The 22,299-nt window shown below is 68.1% G+C and carries 21 protein-coding genes; all 21 read left to right on the top strand.

Translation table 11 applies throughout. The features are described from left to right. Nucleotides 1-20 precede the first annotated feature (20 nt). The 21 genes from J2850_RS03205 to J2850_RS03105 all read left to right on the top strand — a co-directional run bounded on the left by J2850_RS03205 (nt 21) and on the right by J2850_RS03105 (nt 22,297). A complete protein-coding gene (locus J2850_RS03205; protein WP_209978722.1) occupies nt 21-584 on the top strand; it encodes an MT-A70 family methyltransferase in 564 nt (187 codons plus the stop codon). Nucleotides 585-668: 84 nt separating this feature from the next. Further along, nucleotides 669-2,315 (top strand): DNA primase family protein, encoded by a 1,647-nt coding sequence (locus tag J2850_RS03200; protein ID WP_209978720.1) that lies wholly within the window; start codon nt 669-671, stop codon nt 2,313-2,315. A 281-nt stretch (nt 2,316-2,596) separates the two neighbouring features. Then, nucleotides 2,597-3,181, top strand: a complete 585-nt coding sequence (locus tag J2850_RS03195; RefSeq protein ID WP_209978718.1) for a hypothetical protein — start codon at nt 2,597-2,599, stop codon at nt 3,179-3,181. 356 nt (nt 3,182-3,537) lie between these two features. Then, the gene (locus J2850_RS03190; RefSeq protein WP_209978717.1) at nt 3,538-4,149 is read left to right on the top strand and encodes a hypothetical protein; all 612 of its coding nucleotides are present in this window, start codon (nt 3,538-3,540) and stop codon (nt 4,147-4,149) included. Then, the gene (locus tag J2850_RS03185; protein ID WP_209978715.1) at nt 4,133-6,313 is read left to right on the top strand and encodes a phage terminase large subunit family protein; all 2,181 of its coding nucleotides are present in this window, start codon (nt 4,133-4,135) and stop codon (nt 6,311-6,313) included. The genes J2850_RS03190 and J2850_RS03185 overlap by 17 nt, the downstream gene beginning before the upstream one ends. A gap of 11 nt (nt 6,314-6,324) precedes the next feature. After that, nucleotides 6,325-6,549 carry a phage head-tail joining protein gene (locus J2850_RS03180; protein ID WP_209978713.1) on the top strand — a complete coding sequence of 75 codons (225 nt, stop codon included), beginning with the start codon at nt 6,325-6,327 and terminating at the stop codon, nt 6,547-6,549. Nucleotides 6,550-6,559: 10 nt separating this feature from the next. Beyond that, entirely contained in the window at nt 6,560-8,128 is a 1,569-nt protein-coding gene (locus J2850_RS03175; protein WP_209978711.1) for a phage portal protein, read from the top strand. 2 nt (nt 8,129-8,130) lie between these two features. Further along, the gene (locus J2850_RS03170) at nt 8,131-9,027 is read left to right on the top strand and encodes a S49 family peptidase (protein ID WP_209978707.1); all 897 of its coding nucleotides are present in this window, start codon (nt 8,131-8,133) and stop codon (nt 9,025-9,027) included. Nucleotides 9,028-9,034: 7 nt separating this feature from the next. Beyond that, a complete protein-coding gene (locus J2850_RS03165) occupies nt 9,035-9,550 on the top strand; it encodes a hypothetical protein (protein ID WP_209978705.1) in 516 nt (171 codons plus the stop codon). Nucleotides 9,551-9,564: 14 nt separating this feature from the next. Then, nucleotides 9,565-9,927 (top strand): head decoration protein, encoded by a 363-nt coding sequence (locus tag J2850_RS03160; RefSeq protein WP_209978703.1) that lies wholly within the window; start codon nt 9,565-9,567, stop codon nt 9,925-9,927. A gap of 14 nt (nt 9,928-9,941) precedes the next feature. After that, nucleotides 9,942-10,970, top strand: coding sequence for a major capsid protein (locus J2850_RS03155; protein ID WP_209978701.1), 1,029 nt, complete (start codon nt 9,942-9,944; stop codon nt 10,968-10,970). Continuing rightward, nucleotides 10,970-11,185, top strand: a complete 216-nt coding sequence (locus J2850_RS03150) for a hypothetical protein (protein ID WP_209978699.1) — start codon at nt 10,970-10,972, stop codon at nt 11,183-11,185. The genes J2850_RS03155 and J2850_RS03150 overlap by 1 nt, the downstream gene beginning before the upstream one ends. A gap of 72 nt (nt 11,186-11,257) precedes the next feature. Next, the gene (locus tag J2850_RS03145) at nt 11,258-11,563 is read left to right on the top strand and encodes a head-tail joining protein (protein ID WP_209978697.1); all 306 of its coding nucleotides are present in this window, start codon (nt 11,258-11,260) and stop codon (nt 11,561-11,563) included. Then, entirely contained in the window at nt 11,563-12,027 is a 465-nt protein-coding gene (locus J2850_RS03140) for a hypothetical protein (RefSeq protein ID WP_209978695.1), read from the top strand. Before J2850_RS03145 ends, J2850_RS03140 begins: the two co-directional genes overlap by 1 nt. 27 nt (nt 12,028-12,054) lie before the next feature. Next, nucleotides 12,055-12,258: a hypothetical protein gene (locus J2850_RS03135; protein ID WP_209978693.1), complete on the top strand. Its 204-nt coding sequence runs from the start codon at nt 12,055-12,057 to the stop codon at nt 12,256-12,258. A gap of 12 nt (nt 12,259-12,270) precedes the next feature. Continuing rightward, the gene (locus tag J2850_RS03130; protein WP_209978692.1) at nt 12,271-13,425 is read left to right on the top strand and encodes a phage tail tube protein; all 1,155 of its coding nucleotides are present in this window, start codon (nt 12,271-12,273) and stop codon (nt 13,423-13,425) included. Nucleotides 13,426-13,550: 125 nt separating this feature from the next. Beyond that, on the top strand, nt 13,551-14,345 hold the full coding sequence (locus tag J2850_RS03125) for a hypothetical protein (RefSeq protein WP_209978690.1): 795 nt from the start codon (nt 13,551-13,553) through the stop codon (nt 14,343-14,345). Between the two features lie 17 nt (nt 14,346-14,362). Next, nucleotides 14,363-14,551: a hypothetical protein gene (locus J2850_RS03120; protein WP_209978688.1), complete on the top strand. Its 189-nt coding sequence runs from the start codon at nt 14,363-14,365 to the stop codon at nt 14,549-14,551. Further along, a complete protein-coding gene (locus J2850_RS03115) occupies nt 14,548-15,207 on the top strand; it encodes a DUF6441 family protein (RefSeq protein WP_209978686.1) in 660 nt (219 codons plus the stop codon). Before J2850_RS03120 ends, J2850_RS03115 begins: the two co-directional genes overlap by 4 nt. Nucleotides 15,208-15,209: 2 nt before the next feature. Further along, nucleotides 15,210-20,717, top strand: a complete 5,508-nt coding sequence (locus J2850_RS03110) for a phage tail length tape measure family protein (RefSeq protein WP_209978685.1) — start codon at nt 15,210-15,212, stop codon at nt 20,715-20,717. Then, complete coding sequence (locus J2850_RS03105; RefSeq protein WP_209978683.1) at nt 20,714-22,297, top strand: hypothetical protein; 1,584 nt, start codon at nt 20,714-20,716, stop codon at nt 22,295-22,297. The genes J2850_RS03110 and J2850_RS03105 overlap by 4 nt, the downstream gene beginning before the upstream one ends. Nucleotides 22,298-22,299: the final 2 nt, after the last annotated feature.

The following is a 22,299-nucleotide window of genomic DNA, read 5'->3' as shown; positions in this document are numbered from 1 at the left end:
CAGCCGCGTATAGGCTCATCATGGCTGACCCGCCATGGCGCTTCTACAACCGCTCCGCCAAGGGCGAGGCCAAGAACCCGGTGGCGCATTACGACTGCATGCCGTTGGACGACATCGAGGCGCTACCGGTGCAGCAGCTCGCCAACCCGCGCGGCTGTCTGCTGTGGCTGTGGGGGGCCTGGGCAATGCTGCCGCAGGCGATAGCGGTGGGGCAGGCGTGGGGCTTCCGGTACGTGACCGGCTTCCCCTGGCTGAAGCGCACCCCCAAGGGCACGGTAGCCTTCGGCCCCGGCTATGTCGTCCGGGTCTCGACGGAGCACGTCACCCTGTGGGCCATTGGCGAGCCGCCCTATGGGCCGGGCTGCACGTCGGAGCGGGGCGTCCTGCTGGACGGTGGCGACGCCCTGGACGCTGCCACGCGCGAGCATAGCCGGAAGCCGGACGAGCAATACGCCATGGCGCGTCGCCTGATCCCCAGTGGCCCCGCGTGCGAGCTGTTCGCCCGCCAATCCTGGCCCGGCTTCGACGCCTGGGGCAACCAGACGGACAAATTCACGGCGCCGGCCGGGGAGGTGGAGCCATGACCTACCGACACCCCTCCGCGCCTCCCCCCTCCCCCCTCCAAACATGGGCGCCCGATGGGCGTGCCAGAGGCTTTCAGGTGCGCGATGCCCGATGACGGTTCCAAGATCGTGCCGGCGGACCTGCCCGACGCGCTGGAAGACCTGCGACAGCAGATTGACGGCGCGGTCGTGGTCGATGCCGGCATGGGTGGCGGCGGCGTCGCCCAACCGCCGGATGATGACGACGGAGAACCGCCGCCCGACCGAGAGCTTGCAACTTACGATAAGTCCGACAAGGGAAACGGCGAGCGGCTGATTCAGCGGTTCGGCCGTGACCTCGTCTTCGTCGATCAGAACGGGTGGGCGGTCTGGGATGGCAAGCGCTTCGGCTACGAGCTGGGTGAGGCGGCGGCCACGAAGCTGTGTCACCGCATGGTGGAGAAACTGCGGGACGAGCTGAAGGAACTGCGCGACCTGGGGCCGCCGCCGGCCCCTCCGACCGAGACCGAAGAGCCTGACCCGACCATCCAGGGCAAGATGCGGCTGGAGCGCATCAAGGACTGGGAACGCGGCCTGAAGGCGTTCGAGGCGTTCGCTGTCAAGTCGGGTGACACGCCGAAGGTGAAAGGCGCGCTGGAGCAGGCCAAGCCCTACCTGTCGAAGCCGATGCGGGCAATGGACGCGCATCCGTGGCTGCTGACGGTCGACAACGGCACGCTGGACCTGCGCCAGAAGCCGGAGAGCCGCGACCAGATGCACCTGGGCGGCTTCCGCAAGACGAACCTCATCACCCGGCTTGCCGGTGCGGCTTTCAACCCACAGGCGAGTGCGCCGCAGTTCGGCCGTTTCATAAACCGCATCCTGCCCGACGAAGAGGTACGGAAGTTCGTGCAAAAGCTTCTCGGATACTGTCTGACTGGAGACACATCCGAACAGATATTTGTCATCTTCTACGGCACCGGCAAGAATGGCAAGTCGAAGCTGATTGACCTGATCCGCAAGATTTTCGGGGACTATGCAGCCACGATCCCGGTGGGCGTCTTCCTCGACGGGAAGGACAAGAAGGCGGACGGGCCGAAGCCGTCGATTGCCAAGCTGCCGGGCGTGCGGCTGGTGCTGATGTCCGAGCCGGACAAGGGCGAGGCCCTATCGGAAGGTCTGGTCAAGGAGGTGACCGGCGGCGAACCGATGGAGACGCGCAAGCTGAACCGGGACCCCTTCGAGTTTCGGCCAGAGTTCACGCCGATCATGGTCACCAACCATCGGCCGATCATCCGGGGCCAGGACGTGGGCATTTGGCGGCGCGTGATCCTCGTCCCTTTCGAAGTCTTCATCACCCCGGACGAGCGCGACCCGCACATCCTCGACAAGCTGGTCGCGGAGAAGGACGGGGTCTTGAACTGGCTGCTGGACGGGCTGTGGCTGTGGCTGGAAGAGGGGCTGGACCCGCCTGAGAAGATCATGGCGGCGGTCGAGGAGTACCGGCGCGATCAGGACCCGCTGGGCGATTTCCTTGAGGCGGAGACGGCGGCGTTGCAAGGGCGGCGCGTCACGGCAACGGCGCTGTACGAAGCCTACACCAAGTGGTGCGAAAGAAATGCACAAGAGCCTCTCAAGCAAAACGGGTTCGGGCGGAAAATGAAGGATCGCGGCTTCCGCACAGTCAAGAGTTGCGGTGTGAACGAGTATGTGGGGCTGTGCCTGCTGGAGGGGCTGCCCCAGAGCGTCGAGGCTCCGCCCCCCGAAATCTGACGGGAGAGGGAGCAATCGACCCCAGAGGGAGCAATCGCTGGCATGGCCCCTCTGATGGAAGGCGCGGAAATCCTGGGTTTAGGGAGCATAGGGAGCGAAGGGAGCGATTTTCGGGGGTCTCACATATGTGCGTGCGTGTGTGCGCGGGTGCGTGCGGGCGCGTATGGCAGACCTCCGAACATTACTCCCTATCCTCCCTATCCTCCCTAAAGTGAGAGTTTCCAAGGGGTTCAGAGAGGGAGCATTCCCGCCGGGCGGGGAGCAACAGGGAGCAATCGGGCATGGATGGCGGAGCGGTGATGCTAGGCAGTGGCGAGGGTGATGGTGACGGGCTGGTCACCGGCCGGCTGCGCGACCTGCCGGAGCGGGGTGACCCGGCCGTGCCGGGGCTGGTGTGCGGGCGCGGCTGGGTGGCGCTGATGTACGCCCGTGGTCGAATGGACGTGGCGCAGCTCGCGGCGGCGGTGGACATCGGGCGCGGGCTGGCGATGGCGATCCCGACCGCGTCGGGGCTGCGGGCGATGGACCCGTCCCGGTTGGTGGTCGATGGCGGCAACCGCACCAGCCCGCCGCTGGCTCCGTCGGGCGGCACGGTGTCGTGGGAGCTGGCGGAGGGGCCGGCTTGGCGGTTGGAGCGGTGGTGCGCGAGCGTGCGTGCGGCGGGCAAGGCGGGCTGGCTGCGCGGGCGGCACCGGACGCTGTATCTGGACGTGGCGGTGGTGCTGGTGGTCACCGGGGAGGCCGAGCCGCGCGGACTGGACGTGGAGCTGGGCTTGCGCAATGGCCGGGTGTCGGAAGCCGTCCTGAAGGCGCTGGGCGGGTACGCCGCAACATTCGGTCTCGGTGTTCCGAAAAATACCGCTTGACGGACACGGGGACGTTTGGGTTAGCCTCTCCGCTAGATTGAGGTAGTGCGCCCGGCCGGGGTAATCCCCCGCGCCGGGCGCACTGCGTTTCGACCCATGACAGACACCCGCACCCCCTCCACACGGCACCCAATGGTGCCCCTCCGCTGCCCCCTGGGCGGCGGGGAGGCGCGTCCGGCGCCTGCCGTCCGCCTGCCGGCCCCCGGCCGGGGTGGCACCCCCGCCACCCCCACCCCCCTTGCGGGTCCTTCCGGCAATCCGGCCGAATACGGGTGGCGAAGGCATGATGGCGGGCCAGTGGGTGGGGTCCAAGTTTGCAGCAACGCCGTTGCAGGCGTTGCAACAGGACGTGCAACGTGAGCAACGACCGTCCTGACGACCTTGTCGGCGTCACCGAAGCCGCTGCCGCCGTGGGCGTGAACAAGTCCACCGTCAGCCGCTACGTGTCGCAGGGGCTGCTGACCAACTATGGGGTGTCCGGTCGCCCCTTGGTCTCCATCGCCGCCGTGCGTGCGCTGCCGGTATTCCTCGACCCGGCCAAGCGTCGCACGTCAGGTTCTGCCCCAGCGGCGGCTCCGGCCGATGCCGACCCGGCCGAATCGGCTCCGCGTCCCGTTCTCCCCACCACCATCGCCGCCAGCGTCGAAACCACGCTGGCGAACGAGCGCATCCGCAAGACCCGCGCCGACGCGGACCGGGCCGAGCTGGAGAACGCGAAGGCGCAGGCGCAGCTGGTCGAGCGGGACGCCGCCGCGAATGCCGGCTTCGACCTGGGGCCGGCTCTGATGCGCCTGCTGGACGAGCGGGCGCCCGATCTGGCGAACCGCCTTGTCGGCGTCGTCGACTATCGGACGGCACTCGGTGTCATTCAGGACGTCGACCGGCAGTTGCTGGAGAAGTGGAAGCGCCAGATCGAAACCACCATGGCCGAATTCGGCCTGACGCGGACCGATGGCAAGCCTGAGTGACCGCTTCCCCGCGCTGGGCGACGCCCGCGCCGTGGTGCTGTCATCCTTCGCCCGCGGGATTACCCCGCCGCCGCGTCTCACCGTCACCCAGTGGGCCGAGACGGAGCGGTATGTCAGCGCGGAGAGCGGCAGCCCGTACCCTGGCAAGTGGAACGGTGACCGTGTGCCGTACCTGCGCGAGGTGCAGGACGTTCTCAGCCTGTCGCACCCCTGCACCGAAGTGGCGTCGATGAAGTCGGCGCAGGTCGCCTTTTCGGAGGCCGGGCTAAACCTCGTTGGCTCGGTCATCCATGGCGAGCCGTCGCCGATCCTGATCCTGCTGCCCAGCCTGGGCGAGATGGACAAGTATGCCAAGCTGAAGCTCGGCACCACCATCGACGTCACCCCGGCCCTGCGCGAGCGCGTCCGCCCCCAGCGGTCGCGCGATGCCGACAGCTCCACCCAGGGCATGCTGCGCTTTGCCGGCGGCTTCGCCGTCATCGGCCATGCGTCGTCGTCCCAACCGCTCCAGATGATGAGCTATCGCGTCGTCGTGCTGGAGGAGGTGTCGGAATACCCGTGGGACGTCGACGGGCGCGGCGACCCGGTCGATCTGGCCTATGCCCGAACCAAGGCATGGCGCGAGACCCGCGGCGCGAAGATTTTCTATTGCTCCACCCCTGGCGTCGAAGGTGCCTGTCGCATCACGGCCAAATTCGAGGCCAGCGATCAGCGCCGCTACTATGTGCCGTGCCCGCATTGCGGTGCGTATCAGGTGCTGCGCTGGGAAACCCTGCGGTGGGACGGGGATGCGCCGCCATTTAGCGCGCACTTTGTCTGCATGTCGGTCGGCTGCGGTGGCGTGATCGAGCACCATCACAAGACAGAGATGCTCGCCCGTGGCATCTGGTTGAAGTGCCATCCGGGCAGCGAAGACGATCTGCCGCCGCCCCAGGTGATCGAGCCGGAGGAGCTTGCCCGGTGGCGTGCCCGCGGCTCCGCTGGACGACAGCCCGGCTTTGCCATCTGGCAGGCGTATTCCCCGTTCAACAGCTGGGACGGGATCGTGAAGGAGTTCCAAGAGGCCAAGCGCAAGGGGCCGGCCGGGTTGAAGGTCTTCACTCAGCAGACGCTGGGCGAACCATGGAGGGAGAAGGGCGACGCGCCGGAGGCTGAAAAGCTGCTGGAGCGTCGCTTGAGCTACCCGCACCGCCGGTTGCCGCCGGGGGCGCTGGTGGTCACCGGCTTCTGCGACGTGCAGGCGGATCGCCTGCAATGGGGCGTCTACGCCTGCGGCCATGGCCTGCCCGGTGTGCCCACCTTCTGGCGTATCGACGGCGGCACCATCCCCGGCGACCCGGAAGAGGACGAGGTGTGGAAGCGGCTGGAGGCGATCCAGGCCCGCCGCTACCCGGACGCTCGCGGGGCGACGTGGCCGATTGAAGCTTTCGGCGTCGATACCGGATACCTGTCGCATCGGGTCTACCTGTGGGCGCGTCGCCGTCCGGGCGTCTTCGCCTGTGACGGGCGCGGCGGCGATGGCACCCAGGCGTGGCTGCTGCCGCCTCTCGGGACGCCGAAGAAGGTCGACATCGACTGGCGCGGCCAGCGGGTCAAGGGCGGGTGCCTGCTGTGGCCGATTGGGACATGGCCGCTGAAATCGCAGCACTATGCCGCCCTGCGCCGCATGCTGCGCGGCCCCGGCCCGGACGGCGTGATCCGCCCCGGCGGCCTGTACGTCAATGAGGACGCCGACCTGGGCTTGCTGAAGCAGATGACGGCGGAGACCCTGCGCAAGGGCACCCGCAACGGACGTCCGCACCAATGGTGGGAACAGCACGGCGCGAACGAAGAGCTGGATATTGCTGTCGGCTGCCGGGCGCTCGCCTACTACCTGGGCTGTGACACCATGACGGCCGACCAGTGGCAGGCGCTCGCCGCCCATCGGGCCGCCGCTCCGGTGACGAACCGTGACCTGTTCGACCTGCCGTTGGTCGCGGCAGCGGAGCCGCCTGTCTTCGCTCCGGCGGCTCCGCTGCCGCCCGCCGTCTCCGTCACCGAAGAAGCGCCCCGCGCCCCTTCGGTCGTTTTGCCGGCACCTCTGCGCCGGGCGATGAAGGGGGCCGGCGGCCCCCGCATCACCCTGCCCAAAGCCACTGACGCCGACGATCCCTATCTGTCGTGAGGGTTTCCACCATGGCTGACATCGAGACGCTTCGGACGCGCCTGTCCGAAGCGGAAACCGCTTTGCACACCCTGCTGACCGGCGGGCGCTTTGTGCGCGTCACCAGCGGCGATGGCCGGACCGTCGAGTTCTCGACGGCCAACGTCGCCGATCTGCGCCGCTACATCGCGGAGCTGAAGGAGCAGATCGCCTCTGCCTCCGGCCGTCCGCGCCGTGCCCTGCTGATCAGCTTCTGAGCGCGCGACCATGCCCCCCGTTCCGTCCGTGACGATCCTCGACCAGCACGGCAACCCGATGCGCCCGGTGCACCGCTCCGCCGTCGACACCGCCTATGACGGCGCGTCGCTGATGTCGCGCGAGCTGGCGTCCTGGCAGGTCGGCGCGACGTCGGCGGATGCCGAGCTGCTGCCGGAGCTGTCCACCCTGGTGGCGCGGTCGCGCGACCTGTGGCGGAACAATGGCATCGCCTCGTCCGGCATTCAGTCGATCCTCGACAACGTCGTCGGCACCGGCCTGCGGCTGTCGAGCACACCCGATTACCGGGCGCTCGGCCGGGACAAGGCGTGGGCGGACGAGTGGAGCGAGGTGGTGGAGGCGAAGTGGCGCGCGTGGGCGGAGACTACCGATTGCGATGCCGCCCGCACCCTGACCTTCGCCGGCATGACGGCGCAGATCACGCGGGCCGGGCTGCTGAACGGCGAGGGGCTGTCTGTGCCGTTGTGGCTGCCGTCGCGTGACCGCAAGTATGCGACCTGCATCCAGGTGATCGAGGCGGACCGCCTGTCCAACCCGAACGACCGGATGGACGGGCCGACCCTGCGCGGCGGCATCGAGATCGATCGCTACGGTGCGCCCACCGGCTACTGGATCAGGAATGCGCACCCCGGGGACTGGTTCAGCTGGGCGCCCGACATCAACCAGTGGACGCGGGTGCCGGCCATGACGCCCTGGGGGCGTAAGCAGGTCATCCACGTCCATGACCGTGAGCGTACCGGTCAGAACCGCGGCAAGCCCCTGCTGTCGCCCGTGCTGGCGCAGTTCAAGATGTACCAGCACTACACGGAATCGGAGCTGAAGGCGGCCATCGTCAACGCGATGATCGCCGCCTTCATCAAGACCAGCTCGACCGCCAAGGATCTGGAAGAGCTGTTCGGCGGGTCTGACCAGTACATGGAGAAGCGGGCGGAGCATGCGGTGCGGCTGAAGGGCGGCTCGGTCATCCCGCTGTTCCCCGGCGACGAGATGCAGCCCTTCACCCCGGCCCGGCCGGCGACGGCTTTCGACGCCTTCACCAAGTCGGTTCTGCGTCACATCGCGGCGGGGATGAACATCCCCTATGAACTGCTGCTGAAGGACTTCAGCCAGACGAACTACAGCAGTGCGCGGGCTGCGATGCTGGAGGCATGGCGCTACTTCCTGGGCCGCCGCGCGTGGCTGGCCACCTATTGGGCCACCCCGGTCTTCCATCTCTGGCTGGAAGAGGCGGTCGCCCTGGGCGAGGTGGAGGCTCCTGACTTCTACGGCAACCGCTACGCCTATGGCCGCTGTCGCTGGATCGGCGTCGGGCGTGGCTGGGTGGACCCGGTCAAGGAAGTGGCCGCCGCCGAGATGCGCATGAAGATCGGGGTTTCCAACCTGGAGGATGAGTGCGCGGAGCAGGGCAAGGACTGGCGCGAGGTGGCCGAACAGCGCGCCAGCGAAGCGGAGTTCCTGCGCAAGCTCGGCCTGCCGGTGCCCTGGGAGGCCCCGACGCAGGTGATCCTGCATGACGGCCCGGAACCGTCCGACCGCGATCGCCAGTCCCGCGAGGATTGATCATGGGCCCTTTCCTGTTCGTCTCGGGGCCGGCGCTGCTGGCTCCGGCCTTCGTCACGTCCGCATCGGCGCTGCTGCCGCAGCTCGTTGGCGCGGCGCCGGCGGGCGCCTCGTCCGGGCTCCAGCGCCCGGCGCCTGGTGCTTTGCATCTGTCCGAGCTGGACGAGCGCAGCCGGCCCTATCAGCTCGTCGGCGGTGTCGCCATCGTCCCGGTGTGCGGCCTGATCGTGCCGCGCTTCGACTGGATCGGCTGGAGCTATGCCACCGGCTGTAACGTCCTGCGGCTCCAGCTCGGCATGGCCTTCGCCGATCCCCGGGTGCAGGCAGTCGTGCTCTGGTGCAAGAGCGGCGGCGGCTTCGTCTCGGGCGTGGCCGATCTGGTCGATTGGGCCGCCCAGGCGAAGGCCGCCGCCGGCAAGCCGGTGGCCGCCATCCTCGACGATTACGCCTATTCCGCCGCCTATTGGATCGCCGCCGGCATCGCCGACACCATCAGCGTGCCGCGCACGGGCGGGCTCGGCTCCATCGGCGTGATTTCCATCCATTGGGACGTCTCGGCCGCGCTGTCGGAAGCCGGCTGGAAGCCGACGATCATCGCCGCCGGCAAGCACAAGGCGGAGGGCAACGCCTTCCAGCCGCTGCCGGACGACGTCCGTGACCGCTGGCTGTCGGAGAGCGAAGCCATCCGTCAGCTGTTCGCCGACACCGTCGCCCGTGGCCGCAAGACCGCGGGCGCATCCCTCGACCTTGCCGCCGTGCTGGCGACGGAGGCCGCCACCTGGGACGGCCCCAACGGCACCGCTGCCGCCGTCGAGCAAGGCTTTGCCGATGCGGTGCTGCCGCCGGACGACGCCTTCCAAGCCCTTCTCACCCATCTGTCCACCGCACAGGGAGCCTGACCCCGCCATGAAGATTCCGTTCAGCTTCGCGCACCTCCGTCCCGGCGCTGCCGCCGGCCCTGTGGTGCCGCCCGGCACGCCGAAGCCCGCTTCGGGTGCCGTCACGCCTCCGGTCCAGCCGGCAGCCTCCGGCGATGACAAGCCGAAGGAAGGGGAGGAGGACGAAACCGAGGACGAGGACGATAAGCAGGCCGCGTCGGTCCGCCGGAAGGAGCGCGAGCGCTGTGCCGCGATCTTCGCGGCCCCGGCGGCGGCCGGCCGGGTGGAGCTGGCCGCGACGCTGGCTTTCGGCACCGACCTGCCGGCGCAGCAGGCCATTGCCGTGCTGGAGGCTGCGCCGGCCGCCGCCGCTCCGTCGACCGCCCAGGCTCCGGCGAACCCGCTCGCCGCCGCCATGGCGGCGCTGGGCAATCCCTCCATCACCCCGGACGGCGGAGCGTCGGGCGGGGGCGATGACGTCTCGGCCGAGGTGTCCGCGATCATGAACCTGCACGCCGCCCACAACGGCGCGCCCGCGAAGTAAAGGAGCGCAGCCCCATGCCCGCCAGCTTCACCAGCGAATCCTTCACCCCCGACCGTTTGCAGGTCGAAGGGCCGTTCCCGGCCAAGGGCATCACCCTGGCGTCCGGCCAGACCCTGCCGCGCGGGGCGGTGCTCGGCAAGATCACCGCATCCGGCAAGTACGTGCTCAGTCTGGCCGGGGCCAGCGACGGCAGCCAGACCCCGGACTTGATCCTGGCCGAAGCCACCGATGCCGGTGCCGCCGATACCGCCACGGTCGCCTACATGAGCGGCACCTTCGGCGATGACGCGCTGACCTATGGCACCGGCCACAGCTACGCCACCGCCTTCGCCCCGCTGCGGGACGTCGGCATCCTGATCGTCAAGCCCCTGTCCTGAGAAAGGGCTCTTCCATGGTCGATATCTTCTCCACCGCGGTGCTGGCCGGTGTCGTGCGTCAGGTCAAGACGCCGCCGTCCTTCCTGCTGGACCGCTACTTCACCAGCGAAACCCGGTCCACGACCGAGGAAATCGCCTTCGACCTGATCACCCGCCGCCGCCGTCTCGCCCCCTTCGTGTCGCCGATGGTGGCCGGCAAGGTCGTGGCGTCGCAGGGTTACACCACCAACACCTTCAAGCCGGCCTATACCAAGGACCGTCGCAGCTTCAACCCGAACCGTGCCCTGAAGCGCACTGTGGGCGAGGCCATCGGCGGTGCCGTGCTGGCCCCGGCCGACCGCATGCGCCTGCTGCTGGTGGAGGATCTGGAAGACCAGACCGACATGCTGACCCGCCGCTTCGAATGGATGGCGACATCGGCGCTGACCACCGGCAGCGTCACCGTGGTGGGCGAGCTGTACCCGTCGGTCGTGGTCAACTTCGGCCGCGACGGCTCGCTGACGGTGACGCTGTCGGGCACCGCCCGCTGGGGCCAGTCGGCGGCGGCCATCCTCGACAACCTTCAGGACTGGGCGTTGCTCGTCCTGCAGAAGTCGGGGTCGATGCCCACCGACCTGATCATGGGCGTCGACGTCTGGAAGGTGTTCCGCAAGGACCCGGCCGTGGTCGAAAAGCTCAAGCAATGGAAGGATCAGGCGGTCAGCCTCAACACCGGAGCGATGAACGCGCCGGTCGAAGGCGGGCAGTTCATGGGGCAGGTCGACGGCTTCAACGTCTTCGTCTACTCGTCCTGGTATGAGGACGAGCAGGGGGCCGAGCACTCCATGTGGCCGGCTGGCACCGTGGTGCTGACCGGTGTGGGCGTCGAGGGCGTGCGCGCCTTCGGGGCGATCCGGGATGACGAGGCCGGCTTGCAGGCGCTGCCCTACTTCCCCAAGAGCTGGGTGGAGAAAGACCCGGCCATCCGCCAGCTGCTGATGCAGTCGGCGCCGCTGATGGTGCCGACCAACGTCAACGCCTCTCTGGCCGCGCAGGTGCTCTGATGAAGATCGTCGCCGTCAACACCATCGTCGCGGTGGTGAAGAAGGAACAGGTCACCGTGCTGCCCGGCAAGACGGTGGAGCTGCCGGACGCCGAAGCGGCTGCCCTGGTCAAGCGCGGTGCCGCCAAGCGGGTTGTGCCCGATCCGGATGCGGTGCCGGAGTCCGAAGTCGGAGCCGAGGCCGGACCCGACCCCAAGGCCGATCTGCTCGGCTGATCCGGCATCACCTCGACCATGCGCGACGGGCGGCCCCGGGGCCGCCCGTCGCGCATCGGGAGACTGTCTGCAATGATTGACCTCGATTCGGTTCTTCACGCTTCGGTGGCTCAGGTCTGGGGCCGCCCGGCCATCTACACGCCGCCATCCGGTGCCCCGGTGGCGTCATGCCGTGCGGTCTTGTCCGAAGGCGACCGCGACTGGCGGTCCGGCGGCAGCGGTGTGACCACCCCCGCCCGGATCGCAGAAGTGCGCGTGTCGGAAGTGCCGCTGATGGAAATCGAAGGCACCTTGGCCATCGGCGCGGACGTCTTCGTCATCGACAAGACCAGCCAGCCGGATGCGGACCGGCTGCTGTGGCGGCTGGAGCTGAAGTGATGCCGACATCGATTCGCGAACAGGTGCTGACGGCCTTCGAGGCGCGCCTGGGCATGGTGGTGGCCGCCAACCTGCCGGGCGTGATCACCGTCTATCGGGGGCTGCGCAAACCAGTGCCGGACGGCAAGCTGCCGGCGCTGGTGATGAAGGCATCGCCCGTATCGTCCGATCAGGAAAGCGCTGCGGTGACCCGCAACGTCGAGCGGATCACGGTCACCGCCTTCCTGAAGAACAACGCGTCGGATGCCGAGCTGCACCGGCAGGGCGTCGACCTGGGGGCCGCCATCCTGCGCGCCGTCGAGGCCGATCCGACCTTGGGCGGCATCGCCGTCGACACCAACCTGACCGAAGCCGATCAGGACGAAGCTGACGGCGAGGGCGTCGGCGGGCTGGGTGACGTCTTCTTCGCCTTCGCCGTCGAATTCTGGACCCGGCCCGGCGACCCCTATACCGCGGCCCCCTGACCCTTTTCCCCCAACCGGAGAGCATCCATGGACATCCCGGCCCATCGGGCGGCGGCGGTGGCGCCGACGCCTGCCCACAGCTTCGAGCTTCGCGACGGCGATCAGCTCGTCAACCTGACCGAGGAAGAGCGCAAGGCCGCCGAAGCCGCCGCGTCTACCCGCACCCCCGCTACCAAGGGCCGCCGGCCCGCCGCCGAAGCGCCGTCCGCGCCCGCGTCGACGGCCGAGTAAGGAGTCTCCGTCATGGCCATGCGCTCCCGCAACGCCGCCCTGCTGGCGAAGATCGAGACCACCGAAGGAGTGGATGCCGCCCCAGTGGCCGGCACCGATGCGGTCTTGGTCGAAAATCCGCAGATCAGCTTCAACCCCAACACCGTCCAGACCAGCGAGGTGACCGGCAGCCTCGACGGTCAAGGCCCGATCAGCGGCGGCATGACGGTTCAGTTGACCTTCGACGTCCTGCTGAAGGGCTCCGGCACCCCCGGCACGCCGCCCGAGTGGGGGAAGCTGATGAAGGCCGCCGCCTGGGCGGAGGTGATCACTGCCGCCGCAGTCCCGGCCGCTGCTGAAGCCGCTACCGCCGGCACTCCCACCAGCCTGACCTTGGGTGCCGGGGCCAGCGGCACGGCGCAAGCCTATCGCGGCATGCCTCTGCTGCTGACCGGCAACCCGGCGGCCGGAGCGACGTCGTTCGTGTCCGACTATACCGCCGGCAAGCTGGCGACCCTGACCGACCAGTTCGGCACAGCGCTGTCGGTCGGCACCAGCTATCAGGTGCCGGTGAATGTGGTCTACAAGCCGGCGTCGGTCTCCATCCCGTCGCTGACCTTCCACTTCTTCCAGGATGGGCTGAAGTATATCGTCGCCGGCTGCCGGGGCAACGCGACGGTGAAGCTGACCAGCGGCAACATCGGCCGGATCAGCTTCACCTTCACCGGCATGTTCGTCAGCAAGACCGACGCCAATGTGCCGGCCGGGCTCGTCTATGATGCCACCCGTCCGCCGGTCTGGAAGGCCGGCAAGGCGCTGGTCAACCGTGTGGTCTCGGCCATGGCGTCGTTGTCGATCGATTTCGGCAACGAGATGACCAACCCGGACAACCCGAACGCTGTGGAGGGCTTCGACCCCTCCGTCGTCACCGCGCGCAATATGACGGGTAGCTGCGACCCGCTGGAAACGCTGGTCGCCACCCGCGACAGCATGGCGGCGCTTCGGGCCGGTACCCAGCAGGTCATTCATGCCAGCTACGGCACGGTGGCCGGCAACCGGATCGGCGTCACCATCCCGGCCGCCTTCTACACCAACCTTCAGCCGGGCGACCGCAACGGCTTGGTGGCCAGCACCCATCAGTTCGCCTGCAAAGGACAGGATGCGGGCGCCTTCGTCTGCCTCTACTGACCCCCGCGACCCCGGCCGGCACCGGGTAACCAGTCGGCTCCGGCCGGCGGGGCGCCGTCGTGCGCCAGCGGGCGGTGATGTCGGCACCGCCCGCACCCACCCCTCACCGACAGAGGATCGTCACGATGCTGCCTGTTTCGACCAAAAACGTGATCACCTTTACCCCGCTTCGCGACCAGATCGAGACTCTGACCGGGTTGCAGGCCAGGGCTGAAACCCCGGAGCTGGCCGAGGGCTTTGCCCGGCTGATCGACGCCGTGCAAGCGCAGCTCGACGCAAATCCGGATCAGCCGGTCTTCCGGTTGGCCGTCCCGAGCCATTTCCAGCGTGCCAGCTTCCGTCGCGACCTGCGCGCGGCCGGCGCAACCTACCCCGGCGATGCCGAGCTGTACCGGGCACTCCGCGAAGACCTGCGCGAGGTGAACCCCTATAACCTCGATACCTTGCTGGAGCTGATCGACGAGGTTGAAGCCTCCGCCCAAGGCGACGTTGACCCCGACGCGCTGGACGGGCTGGAAGCAATCACCCGCCTCGCTCGTGCGGCTGGCGGGCGCTATGCCGCCATGGAAGGTGACCGCGAATTCTGGCTGTCGGTCGCGCCCATCGTCGCCTGCCAGCATTTCCTGCTGGGCTGGGAGGGGGTGAAGGCCAAGGATGGTTCCGCCGCTCCCTTCGTCCGCCGCCGCGATCTCACCACCGACGAGACGCTGTCCCACCTCGACGAAGACGAGCTGCGCGCGGTGGGCTTCAAGATCATGGGGCTGATGCGCCCGTCGAAGGATCAGGAAAAAAACTTCGTATCGCCGTCGCGGTCAGCCTCCAGCCGGAAGCCTACCAAGACGGCGTCGAAGAGCTTGCCGGCGAAGCGGGATGGGTCCTCTTCGGCGAGCATTTCCGCCGAAACCCCCGTCTCGATCTGACGGAGGATCACTTTGACATGGTCCAGCTCTGGCGCGCCTACCAGCCGCATGCCGGGCGCATCGGCGGCATGGCGCAGGGCGTGGTGCCTGTCACCGGGCACCTGCCGGAGGCCGGTGGTGTTGGGGATCAGGCCGCCATTATGATGGACGCCTTCGCCATCATGAGCCAAGCCGAAGCCGAACTGCTGGCGCGCGAGCCGTCATGATCGTCGGCCGTCTCTCCGGTGACGTGAAGGATCTGGTGAACGCCGGCTTCGACGACATCGCCGACGCCGCGCGGGCGGCGGTGCGGTCAGCGTCTGAGGCCCTTCAGACTGAGCTGCGCCGGCAGACCCGTGCGGCCGGGCTTGGCAGCGGGCTGGAGAAGGCGTGGCGGCTGGAGCTGTACCCGAAGACCGGCCGCCGCACCCTGCGTCCGGCCGGTCTCGTCTTTTCCAAGGCCACTCGCCTGCATGACGCCTTCGACAGCGGCGAGACCATCACCGCACGCGGCTCCAAATGGCTGGCCATCCCCCTGGCTGCGGCCAAGGAGCTGGGGTTCGACAAGATGGAGCAGCGGCCGGATAGCCGCCGCGCCAGCTTGGTGCCTGCCAAGTGGTCGAACGTGGCGGCGGCGGAGTCCCACTTCGGCGGGACCCTGCGCTTCATCCCCATCGGGAACGGCGCACGGGCGCTGCTGGTCGCCGAAGGCAAGGCCCGCGGCGACCGCCTTGCCCGTGGCGGCGTGGGCCGTGCCACCTCCATCCCGCTCTTCCTGCTGGTGCGCCGGGTGCGCGGCCGGAAGCTGCTGGACATCAGTGCCGCCACCCGCGCGGCCGAAGCCCAACTCGCGTCCAACCTCTCCAACATCCTCGGGCGGTAGCCGTGGCAGCACAGAAGAAGGTCAGCGTCCGCATCGGCGTCGAGGCGGACAACCTTGACGCGGTCCGGAAGAAGCTGGAAGACCTGGGCGTCACCATCAGGGGCGTCGTCAACGACAATGCCCCGGTGGACCGGCTGCGCCGCTCGTTCGAAGCGCTGGAAGGCCGGCTCGACCCGGTGTCCCGTGCGACTCGCAAGCTCGCCGACGATGAGAAGCTGCTGAAGCGTGCCGTCGACGAAATGGGGGTGTCGCGCGAGCGGGCCAACGCGCTGCTGAAGGCCGCGCGGGATGCCTACGATCCGGCGGCCATCGCCGCCCGTAAGGAAGCGGATGCCCTGCGCGCTCTGGTCGATAGCCTCGATAAGACCGCCGCCGCCGAACGCAAGGTGACCGATGGTCAGGCGCTGCTGGACAAGGCTCTGTCCGGCGGGGTGCAGGGCGTCACGCTGAGCGAGGCGCAGCACCGCAACCTGAGCAAAGCGCTTCGCGAGCAACATGGGCTGCTGGAACAGTCCACCGGCAAGACCAAGCTGGCTGCCCATGAAATGGCGAATCTTTCCTATCAGATCCAAGACGTTTTCGTGTCGCTGGCTGGTGGGCAAAACCCCCTAATCGTGCTCATTCAGCAGGGGCCACAGGCCACGTCGGCTGTTGGCGGCGTCAGCCGCGCCATGGCGCTGATGCTGTCGCCCATCGGCCTGACCATTGCCGCTGGTGCGACGCTGGCGGCCGGGCTGGCGCTGGTCACCTCGCGGGCTGTCGGCATCGAAGGTCAGCTGCGCAGCCTGTCGGTCACCACCAAGGCCTATGGGACGGAGGCGCAATCCACCGCGGCGCAGCTGCGCGACCTTGCCAAGTCGATGTATGCGGACGGCGCGGGCAAGGACGAGTCGGACGCTGCTGTCAAGGTGATCTCCTCCACCCGCGGCCTGTCCGCCACCATGGGCAGGGAGATTGCCGGCATCGGCAATGACATGGCCGCCGGCATGGGCAAGCCGGTGGACGAGATGGTGAAGCAGCTCGGCTCGCTCGCGACCGAGGGCTATCCCGCCATCAAGAAGCTTCAGGACGAAATCGGCTTCCTGACGTCGGACGAGCTGAAGGCCGTCCGCGCGATGGCGGAGCATGGGCAGCAGGCCCAGGCGCTGGGCATCGCCTTGGAGGCCCTGCACCGTCGCTTCGACGGGCTGCGGCAGCAATCCATGTCGCCGGCTGAACAGGCCTTCCGCGACCTGGGCATCGGCTGGAATGCCTTCATGGATGCGGTGGCGCAGAGCCGTCCGGTCATGGAGATGATCACCGGGGTCTCCGGAGCCGTCACCCGGATGGCGGCGGCGGTCACCAGCACCCCGAAGGAGCAAGTCGCCGACATCGAGACGCGGATTGCGGCGGTGAAGAAGAGCATCGCCACCCGCGACGCCGCCAAGGGTGACGGTGAGACCTATCTCAATCTGAGCCTCAAATCGCTGCTGTTCGGCACCACGGACGGGTCCGATTTGGACAAGCAGCTTGCCGACCTCGAACAGCAGCTGAAGGCGGCGCAGGGCCGGCTGGTGACGGAGCTGTCCAAGGCCCCGGTGCGGGTCGCTGGCACGTCAGCCGGTGCAGCTAGTGCCGGCGGGAAACAGGATGAAAAGGCCGTCCAGTATGTGGACGAGCAGACCGCCGCCTATGAGCGTCTGGCGAAGGCGATGGGCGGCAGCCAAGCCGCCCGCACGCTCGAAATGGCGTCGATGCGCGCCGAAGACGAAATCCGCGAGAAGAAGCTGTCCGGGCAGGATGCTGAAGACATCCGCATCCTGCGCCGCAAGGAAGCGCTGTTGCAGCTGTCGACCGCCTATGGCGACGAACTGCACAGCATGTCGCTGGCCACTCAGGGCAACATCCTGCTGGCTGCTGCCTATGGGCAGGGTGAGGCGGCGGCACTGCGGCAGAAGGCCGCCAACGATGCCCAGGCTGCTGCTGCCGGCAACGCTGCCGTCAGCGTCGCCGAACTCACCCGGCAGAACCTGCTGAATGCTGCGTCGTCGACCGCAGCCGATGCCGCCAAGGCCGTGGCCGATCTGACCGAGCAAGCGGAGGCACAGGAGAAGGTTGCGGATGCGGCCAAGCTGGGGGCCGCTGCCCAGGCCGAAGCCGAACGGCAGGCGCAGGTTGCGGCCCAGACGTCCGGCATCCTGGCTGCCGCCCAGGTGGCGGAGGAAGAAGGGGCGGCGGAGCTGGCGAAGACCCTGCGCGGCTTGGCCGGTGCCTATGACGACGTATCCAAGCGGGGCGTGCAGGCGCAGAGGCGCACCCAGGGCGAGGAGTCCCTGCGCAATGCCCGGCAGAGCCTCGACTATGCCCGGCAGGAGCTTGCGCTGATGGGGCAGGCGGAACCTGTCCGCACCCGCACCCTGCGTTCGCTTCAGATCCAGCAGCAGGCGCAGGACATGGCGAAGTCCGCGACCTCGGATCAGATCGCGGAGTGGGTGAAGCTTCAGGAACAGATTGCCGACACTCAGGCATGGACGCAGTACGCGAACGACGTGCAGGCGACATCAAAGGAAATCGCCAGCAGCATTTCTGAGAACGTCTATGACGGCTTCACCGATCCGGACAAAGCGGTCAGCGTGGTCGACTTCTTCAAGTCGATCTTCAAGCGGATCGCAGTGGCTGCGCTGGAAGCCAATATTGTCCTGCCCATCGTCACCCAAGTCGTGGGGTCGGTGCCATCGCTGTTCGGGATCCAGACGCCCACTGGGGCTTCGGGGGCTGCTGCACAGGTCTCCGGCAGCGGTAGCATGTTCAGCAATGCCTCGACCCTGATCAGCGCCGGCCGGTCTGGGCTATCGTTGTTCAGCGGTGGTGCAGGCTTGTCCGCGACGCAGGCGGCCGGGTCGTTCGCGACCAGCAGCATGGGGCAGGCGCTTGGTCTGTCGCAGTCGGCTGCCGGTCTCGTTCCGGAAGCCGCTGCCTCGGACATGATGCTGACCAGCTCGGGCAATGCCCTGGTGTCCGGCGCCGGCACCATCGGCGCGGCGATGCCCTATGGTGTGATCGGTGGCATCGGCGGCTCGCTGATCGGCAATGCGACCGGGTCCAAGGCCGCGGGCGCCCTGTCGGGTGCGGCGCTGGGAGCGGGCTCGGCTGGCATCGGTGCCGGCATCTGGGGCCTGTCGGCGGTGGGGGGGCCATGGGGCATCGCTGCTGCCGCCATCATCTCCGGCATCATGGCGGCGCTCGGCACGCAAAAGCCCAGCGTCGGCCCCAACACCAGCGGCAACGTTACCCTGGATGGGAAGGGGGGCTTCCGGACGGACGCGGCCCTGGCGGACAACGGCGCGGACGCCGCGCAGATGCAGCAGGTCACGGACGCGGTCGCCACTGCCATGAATGCTGTGGTGGTCGGGATCGGTGGCAGGGTTACGGGCGGGGACGGTCTCAATACCGGGTTGCTCCAGTATTTCGCCAAGGATGACAAATGGTATGTCACCCCGCAGGTCGGAGATAATGCTGGCCAACGGGCGGAGTTCGGATCGCAGGATGAGGCGATCCAGTATTACATGCGGGAGAGCCTGAAAGGGCTGATCGGGACTGGTCAGCTGACCGGTGCCAACGATGACGTCAAGACAGCCCTCGGCACGTCGAAGGCAACCACGGCTGAGGACTTGGCCAGCGATCTGGGCTTCGCCGCGACCTTCCGCGACCAGTTCGACGCGCTGAACGCCAGCATGGATCCGGTGTCCAACCAGATCAAAACCTTCACCGAGCAGGCGAAGGAACTCGGCGAGCAGGTGAAGACCAACATCACCGATTGGCGCGACAAGGCGAGCGAACTGGGGCTTGCGACCAATGAGGAGCTGACCGCCGCCGCCCGCAAGGGAATCGAGGCCATGATGGGCATCGGCAAGGTTGCCGAGCCTCTGCGCGGCGTCGCGGCTGTCACCAAGCAAGCGGAAATTGAGTTCGAGGCGTTCCGCCCGGCCCTGGAAGCACTCGGCTACACCGCAGCCGATGTGACGGATATGGCCGTCAGATACACACAGAAGGCCGTCGACGCCTACAACAAGACCATTGGGCTGGTGCAGCAGCAGGGTGCAGCTTCCATCGAACAGCTGGTCGACCCGCTGTACAAGATGGACGCCATCGACCGTCTGAGCAGCCTTGGGTTGGATGAGACGAGCGGGGTCATCCTCGACTTGGCCCGCTCCATCACCGGGGTGGAGGATGCAGCCCGCAAGGGCACCCTGACGATCGATGACGTCAGGGGCGCCTACGTCGACGTTGCTGACGCCTATGTGCAAGGCTACCTGACGGCGGATCAGCTGACCACGGCGGTGGGCTATCTGACCCAGGCATGGGCAGATAACACAACGGTCACCGAATCGGTGACGAAGTCGCTGTCGGATTTTCGCTCGTCCTTGTCGTCGGTCTTGTCGTCTGCCTTGTCGACAGCGCAGGCGGCTGCAACTCAGTGGTCGGGGCTGGTTGACAAGATCAAGTCGTCGCGCCTGTCGCTGGCGCTGGGCGAGTATTCGGCACTCGATCCCGGTCAGCAGCTGGCTGTCGCCCAGCAGAATTGGGTCGACACGCTGACCAAGGCGCAAGCCGGCGACATTGCGGCGGTGGAAGCCCTTGCGGACGCTGGGGAAGCCTTCCTGAAGGCGGACCGGACCGTCAACGCGAGCGCGAACCCCGAGGTTTACTATAAGGTGCAGGCCGGCCTGTCGTCGGTGGAGACGGTTGCCCAGCGCCAGTTGTCCGCCGCGCAGCGGCAGGTCAACTACCTGTCCAGTATCGATTCCTCCCTCAAGAGCCTCGACGCCACGGCTGCCCGAGAGAGCAAGCTGTCGTCCCTGCTGGCATCTGGCCGATCCTGGGGGGCACCTGAAAGCGTCGCGACCAATCTCCAGATCGCGATGGAGACCGACTTCGCCGGCAACTTCGGGACCGGCGACCTGAACGGCCGTTCCGACGCCTGGATCTTCAGCCAGCCCGAATCGGTGAAGGAGAAGGTCCGGCAGATCATGCGCGCCAATGGACAGGCGTGGCGGATCAACTTCGAGACCGGCGGTATCGTCGGTGGCTATGAAGGTGGTGGACTTGTCGGGAATGGTGTCTGGGGCCGGGACAGCGTCCTGGCCCGGTATGCCCGCGGTGGCATGATCGCCTTGGCCGGCGGAGAGGGGGTGCTCACTGCGCCGGCCACCGCCGCCATCGGCGCTGACGTGGTGGATTACATCAACCGCAACCACGCTCTGCCGTCCAACGACCGCTTTCCTCCGTCCAACGTCGTTTCCCTCCGCCCGCCGCCGCGGGTGTTCGGCGGTGGGCCGGACAGCACGGCGGCGGCCTTCGACCGGCTGGCGGCGAAGATCGATCGCCTTGCGGCTGCGGTGGAGTTGGCCGACAGCAGGGCAGGCGGTCAGCGGGCGGCCATCGGTGCCGACCTGAAAGCCGAGCTGGAGAGCGTGCGCGATGATCTGGCAGAGCTGCCCCGCCGCATTGCCGGAGCCATGCCGAAATGATGATGCGCCTCTATGAGCTGGACGCCTTCCACAAGGCGTCCGGGCATGTCCACCGTTGGTATCTCTGCGCCGGCTCGCGGGGCTACCAGTCCCGCGGCACCGACACGCCGGCCCGTGTGACCTGGCTGCCGCTGGTCGGGCAGTGGGACTCGGTCGCGGTGGAGGCGGCCGGTGCCGGCGGCGGGTCGGCCCTCCGCACCGCCGACCTGCGGCTGATGAACGTCCGGTCGGCCGACACGCTGCCGCGCTGGGCGAACGTCCTCGATGTCACGGCGGCGACCTTGCTGCGGGTGGAGTTGGGTGTCCGTCCGCTGAACGCCCTGCTGACCGACTATGTCATCCGGACCATCGTCGTGAAGGAGGTGGACGAGGCGGAGGCCTACAGCACCGCCGTCACCGTCTGGCGGGCCAAGGCCGGCCTGATCCAGCCGGACAAGACCGAGCTGCGCCTGCCGCTGTGGGACCGCCTCGCCGACTTCGACGCGCCGCTTCTGGATCCGGAAGACTGCTATGCCGGCACCGGTGGGCTGGAGGGGCCGGCCACGTTGGCGGGGATGACCAAGGAGCGGTGCTGGGGGTGGCGCCCGATTGTCGCGCCGACCTACCTGGGCGTCATCAACGGCCGGCACACCTACAGCTGCAACGGCGGGCACCCCATCGAGGGCATCGTGCGGGGCTGGGACAAGGCCAAGCTCTATGCCCTGGTGACCGGCACCCCATCGGCGACGAACAGCCCGGCGGAGTTTGCCGTCAACACCAGCACGGGCATCATCACCATCGGTGGCGGCAAGCCGGAAGACTTCCGGATCGAGCTGAAAGGCAACAAGACGGCCGGCGTCTGGCACCGGTACATCGGCCAGATCGTCGCCCATCTCGCCACCACGCACGGCGGCATCATCGACACGGCCGACGTCGCCGGCATCGACGCGACGCCGCGCACAGCGGGGCTCTACCTGCCGGCCGGCGACACCACCACGCACCGCGCGGCCTACGACAAGCTGGTCGGATCGGTGGCCCGCGGGCGCTGGTACATCGACCTGACCGACCGCCTGATCGTCACCCGCCTGCCGCGCGCCACCGCCGCCACGCCGCTGCGGTCCTACCGGAAGGCTGCCGGCGAGACGGACGGGCTGCGGCCGACCGCCGGCAACAGCGAGGTGCCGGCGAAACAGGCCATCGTCCGCTACGCCGAGAACACCACCCCGGCTTCGGAAACCGCCACCGCGGCAACGGCCGACGACGCCGCGCTGTGGACGACGCAATGGCGTCAGGCTCCTTCGGCTGTGGACACCACCGTTGCCGCCGCCTGGGGCGTGTCCGCCAAGCCCGCCTATCTCGACACCGCCCTGACCATCGCCGCCGAGGCCGCCGCCGAAGCGCCGCTATGGCTGGAGGAGAAGGCCGATCCGCCCCGGCAGTACGAGCTGCGGGTGCGCGACGGCGCGCCCGGCCTGTGGATCGGTGATGCCATCCGGGTGACCGACGACATCGCCGGCTTCGAGACCGGCGCAACGGCAGTGATCTACGGCCGCACCAACCGCGAGCGCGGCGGCGGGGCCATCCTCTACCTGGAGCGCTGATC

Origin of the sequence: Azospirillum picis (genome assembly GCF_017876115.1) — a bacterium.
Lineage (GTDB): Bacteria > Pseudomonadota > Alphaproteobacteria > Azospirillales > Azospirillaceae > Azospirillum > Azospirillum picis.
Note: the sequence above shows the minus strand (reverse complement) of the source record. Positions and strands in the feature narration are given on the sequence as shown.

What these genes read in the sequence shown, in the direction of transcription:
- J2850_RS03205 (WP_209978722.1), top strand. Translation starts at nt 21, where the DNA reads ATGGCTGACCCGCCATGGCGCTTCTACAACCGCTCCGCCAAGGGCGAG.
- J2850_RS03200 (WP_209978720.1), top strand. Translation starts at nt 669, where the DNA reads ATGCCCGATGACGGTTCCAAGATCGTGCCGGCGGACCTGCCCGACGCG.
- J2850_RS03195 (WP_209978718.1), top strand. Translation starts at nt 2,597, where the DNA reads ATGGATGGCGGAGCGGTGATGCTAGGCAGTGGCGAGGGTGATGGTGAC.
- J2850_RS03185 (WP_209978715.1), top strand. Translation starts at nt 4,133, where the DNA reads ATGGCAAGCCTGAGTGACCGCTTCCCCGCGCTGGGCGACGCCCGCGCC.
- J2850_RS03180 (WP_209978713.1), top strand. Translation starts at nt 6,325, where the DNA reads ATGGCTGACATCGAGACGCTTCGGACGCGCCTGTCCGAAGCGGAAACC.
- J2850_RS03175 (WP_209978711.1), top strand. Translation starts at nt 6,560, where the DNA reads ATGCCCCCCGTTCCGTCCGTGACGATCCTCGACCAGCACGGCAACCCG.
- J2850_RS03170 (WP_209978707.1), top strand. Translation starts at nt 8,131, where the DNA reads ATGGGCCCTTTCCTGTTCGTCTCGGGGCCGGCGCTGCTGGCTCCGGCC.
- J2850_RS03165 (WP_209978705.1), top strand. Translation starts at nt 9,035, where the DNA reads ATGAAGATTCCGTTCAGCTTCGCGCACCTCCGTCCCGGCGCTGCCGCC.
- J2850_RS03160 (WP_209978703.1), top strand. Translation starts at nt 9,565, where the DNA reads ATGCCCGCCAGCTTCACCAGCGAATCCTTCACCCCCGACCGTTTGCAG.
- J2850_RS03155 (WP_209978701.1), top strand. Translation starts at nt 9,942, where the DNA reads ATGGTCGATATCTTCTCCACCGCGGTGCTGGCCGGTGTCGTGCGTCAG.
- J2850_RS03150 (WP_209978699.1), top strand. Translation starts at nt 10,970, where the DNA reads ATGAAGATCGTCGCCGTCAACACCATCGTCGCGGTGGTGAAGAAGGAA.
- J2850_RS03145 (WP_209978697.1), top strand. Translation starts at nt 11,258, where the DNA reads ATGATTGACCTCGATTCGGTTCTTCACGCTTCGGTGGCTCAGGTCTGG.
- J2850_RS03140 (WP_209978695.1), top strand. Translation starts at nt 11,563, where the DNA reads ATGCCGACATCGATTCGCGAACAGGTGCTGACGGCCTTCGAGGCGCGC.
- J2850_RS03135 (WP_209978693.1), top strand. Translation starts at nt 12,055, where the DNA reads ATGGACATCCCGGCCCATCGGGCGGCGGCGGTGGCGCCGACGCCTGCC.
- J2850_RS03130 (WP_209978692.1), top strand. Translation starts at nt 12,271, where the DNA reads ATGGCCATGCGCTCCCGCAACGCCGCCCTGCTGGCGAAGATCGAGACC.
- J2850_RS03125 (WP_209978690.1), top strand. Translation starts at nt 13,551, where the DNA reads ATGCTGCCTGTTTCGACCAAAAACGTGATCACCTTTACCCCGCTTCGC.
- J2850_RS03120 (WP_209978688.1), top strand. Translation starts at nt 14,363, where the DNA reads ATGGTCCAGCTCTGGCGCGCCTACCAGCCGCATGCCGGGCGCATCGGC.
- J2850_RS03115 (WP_209978686.1), top strand. Translation starts at nt 14,548, where the DNA reads ATGATCGTCGGCCGTCTCTCCGGTGACGTGAAGGATCTGGTGAACGCC.
- J2850_RS03105 (WP_209978683.1), top strand. Translation starts at nt 20,714, where the DNA reads ATGATGATGCGCCTCTATGAGCTGGACGCCTTCCACAAGGCGTCCGGG.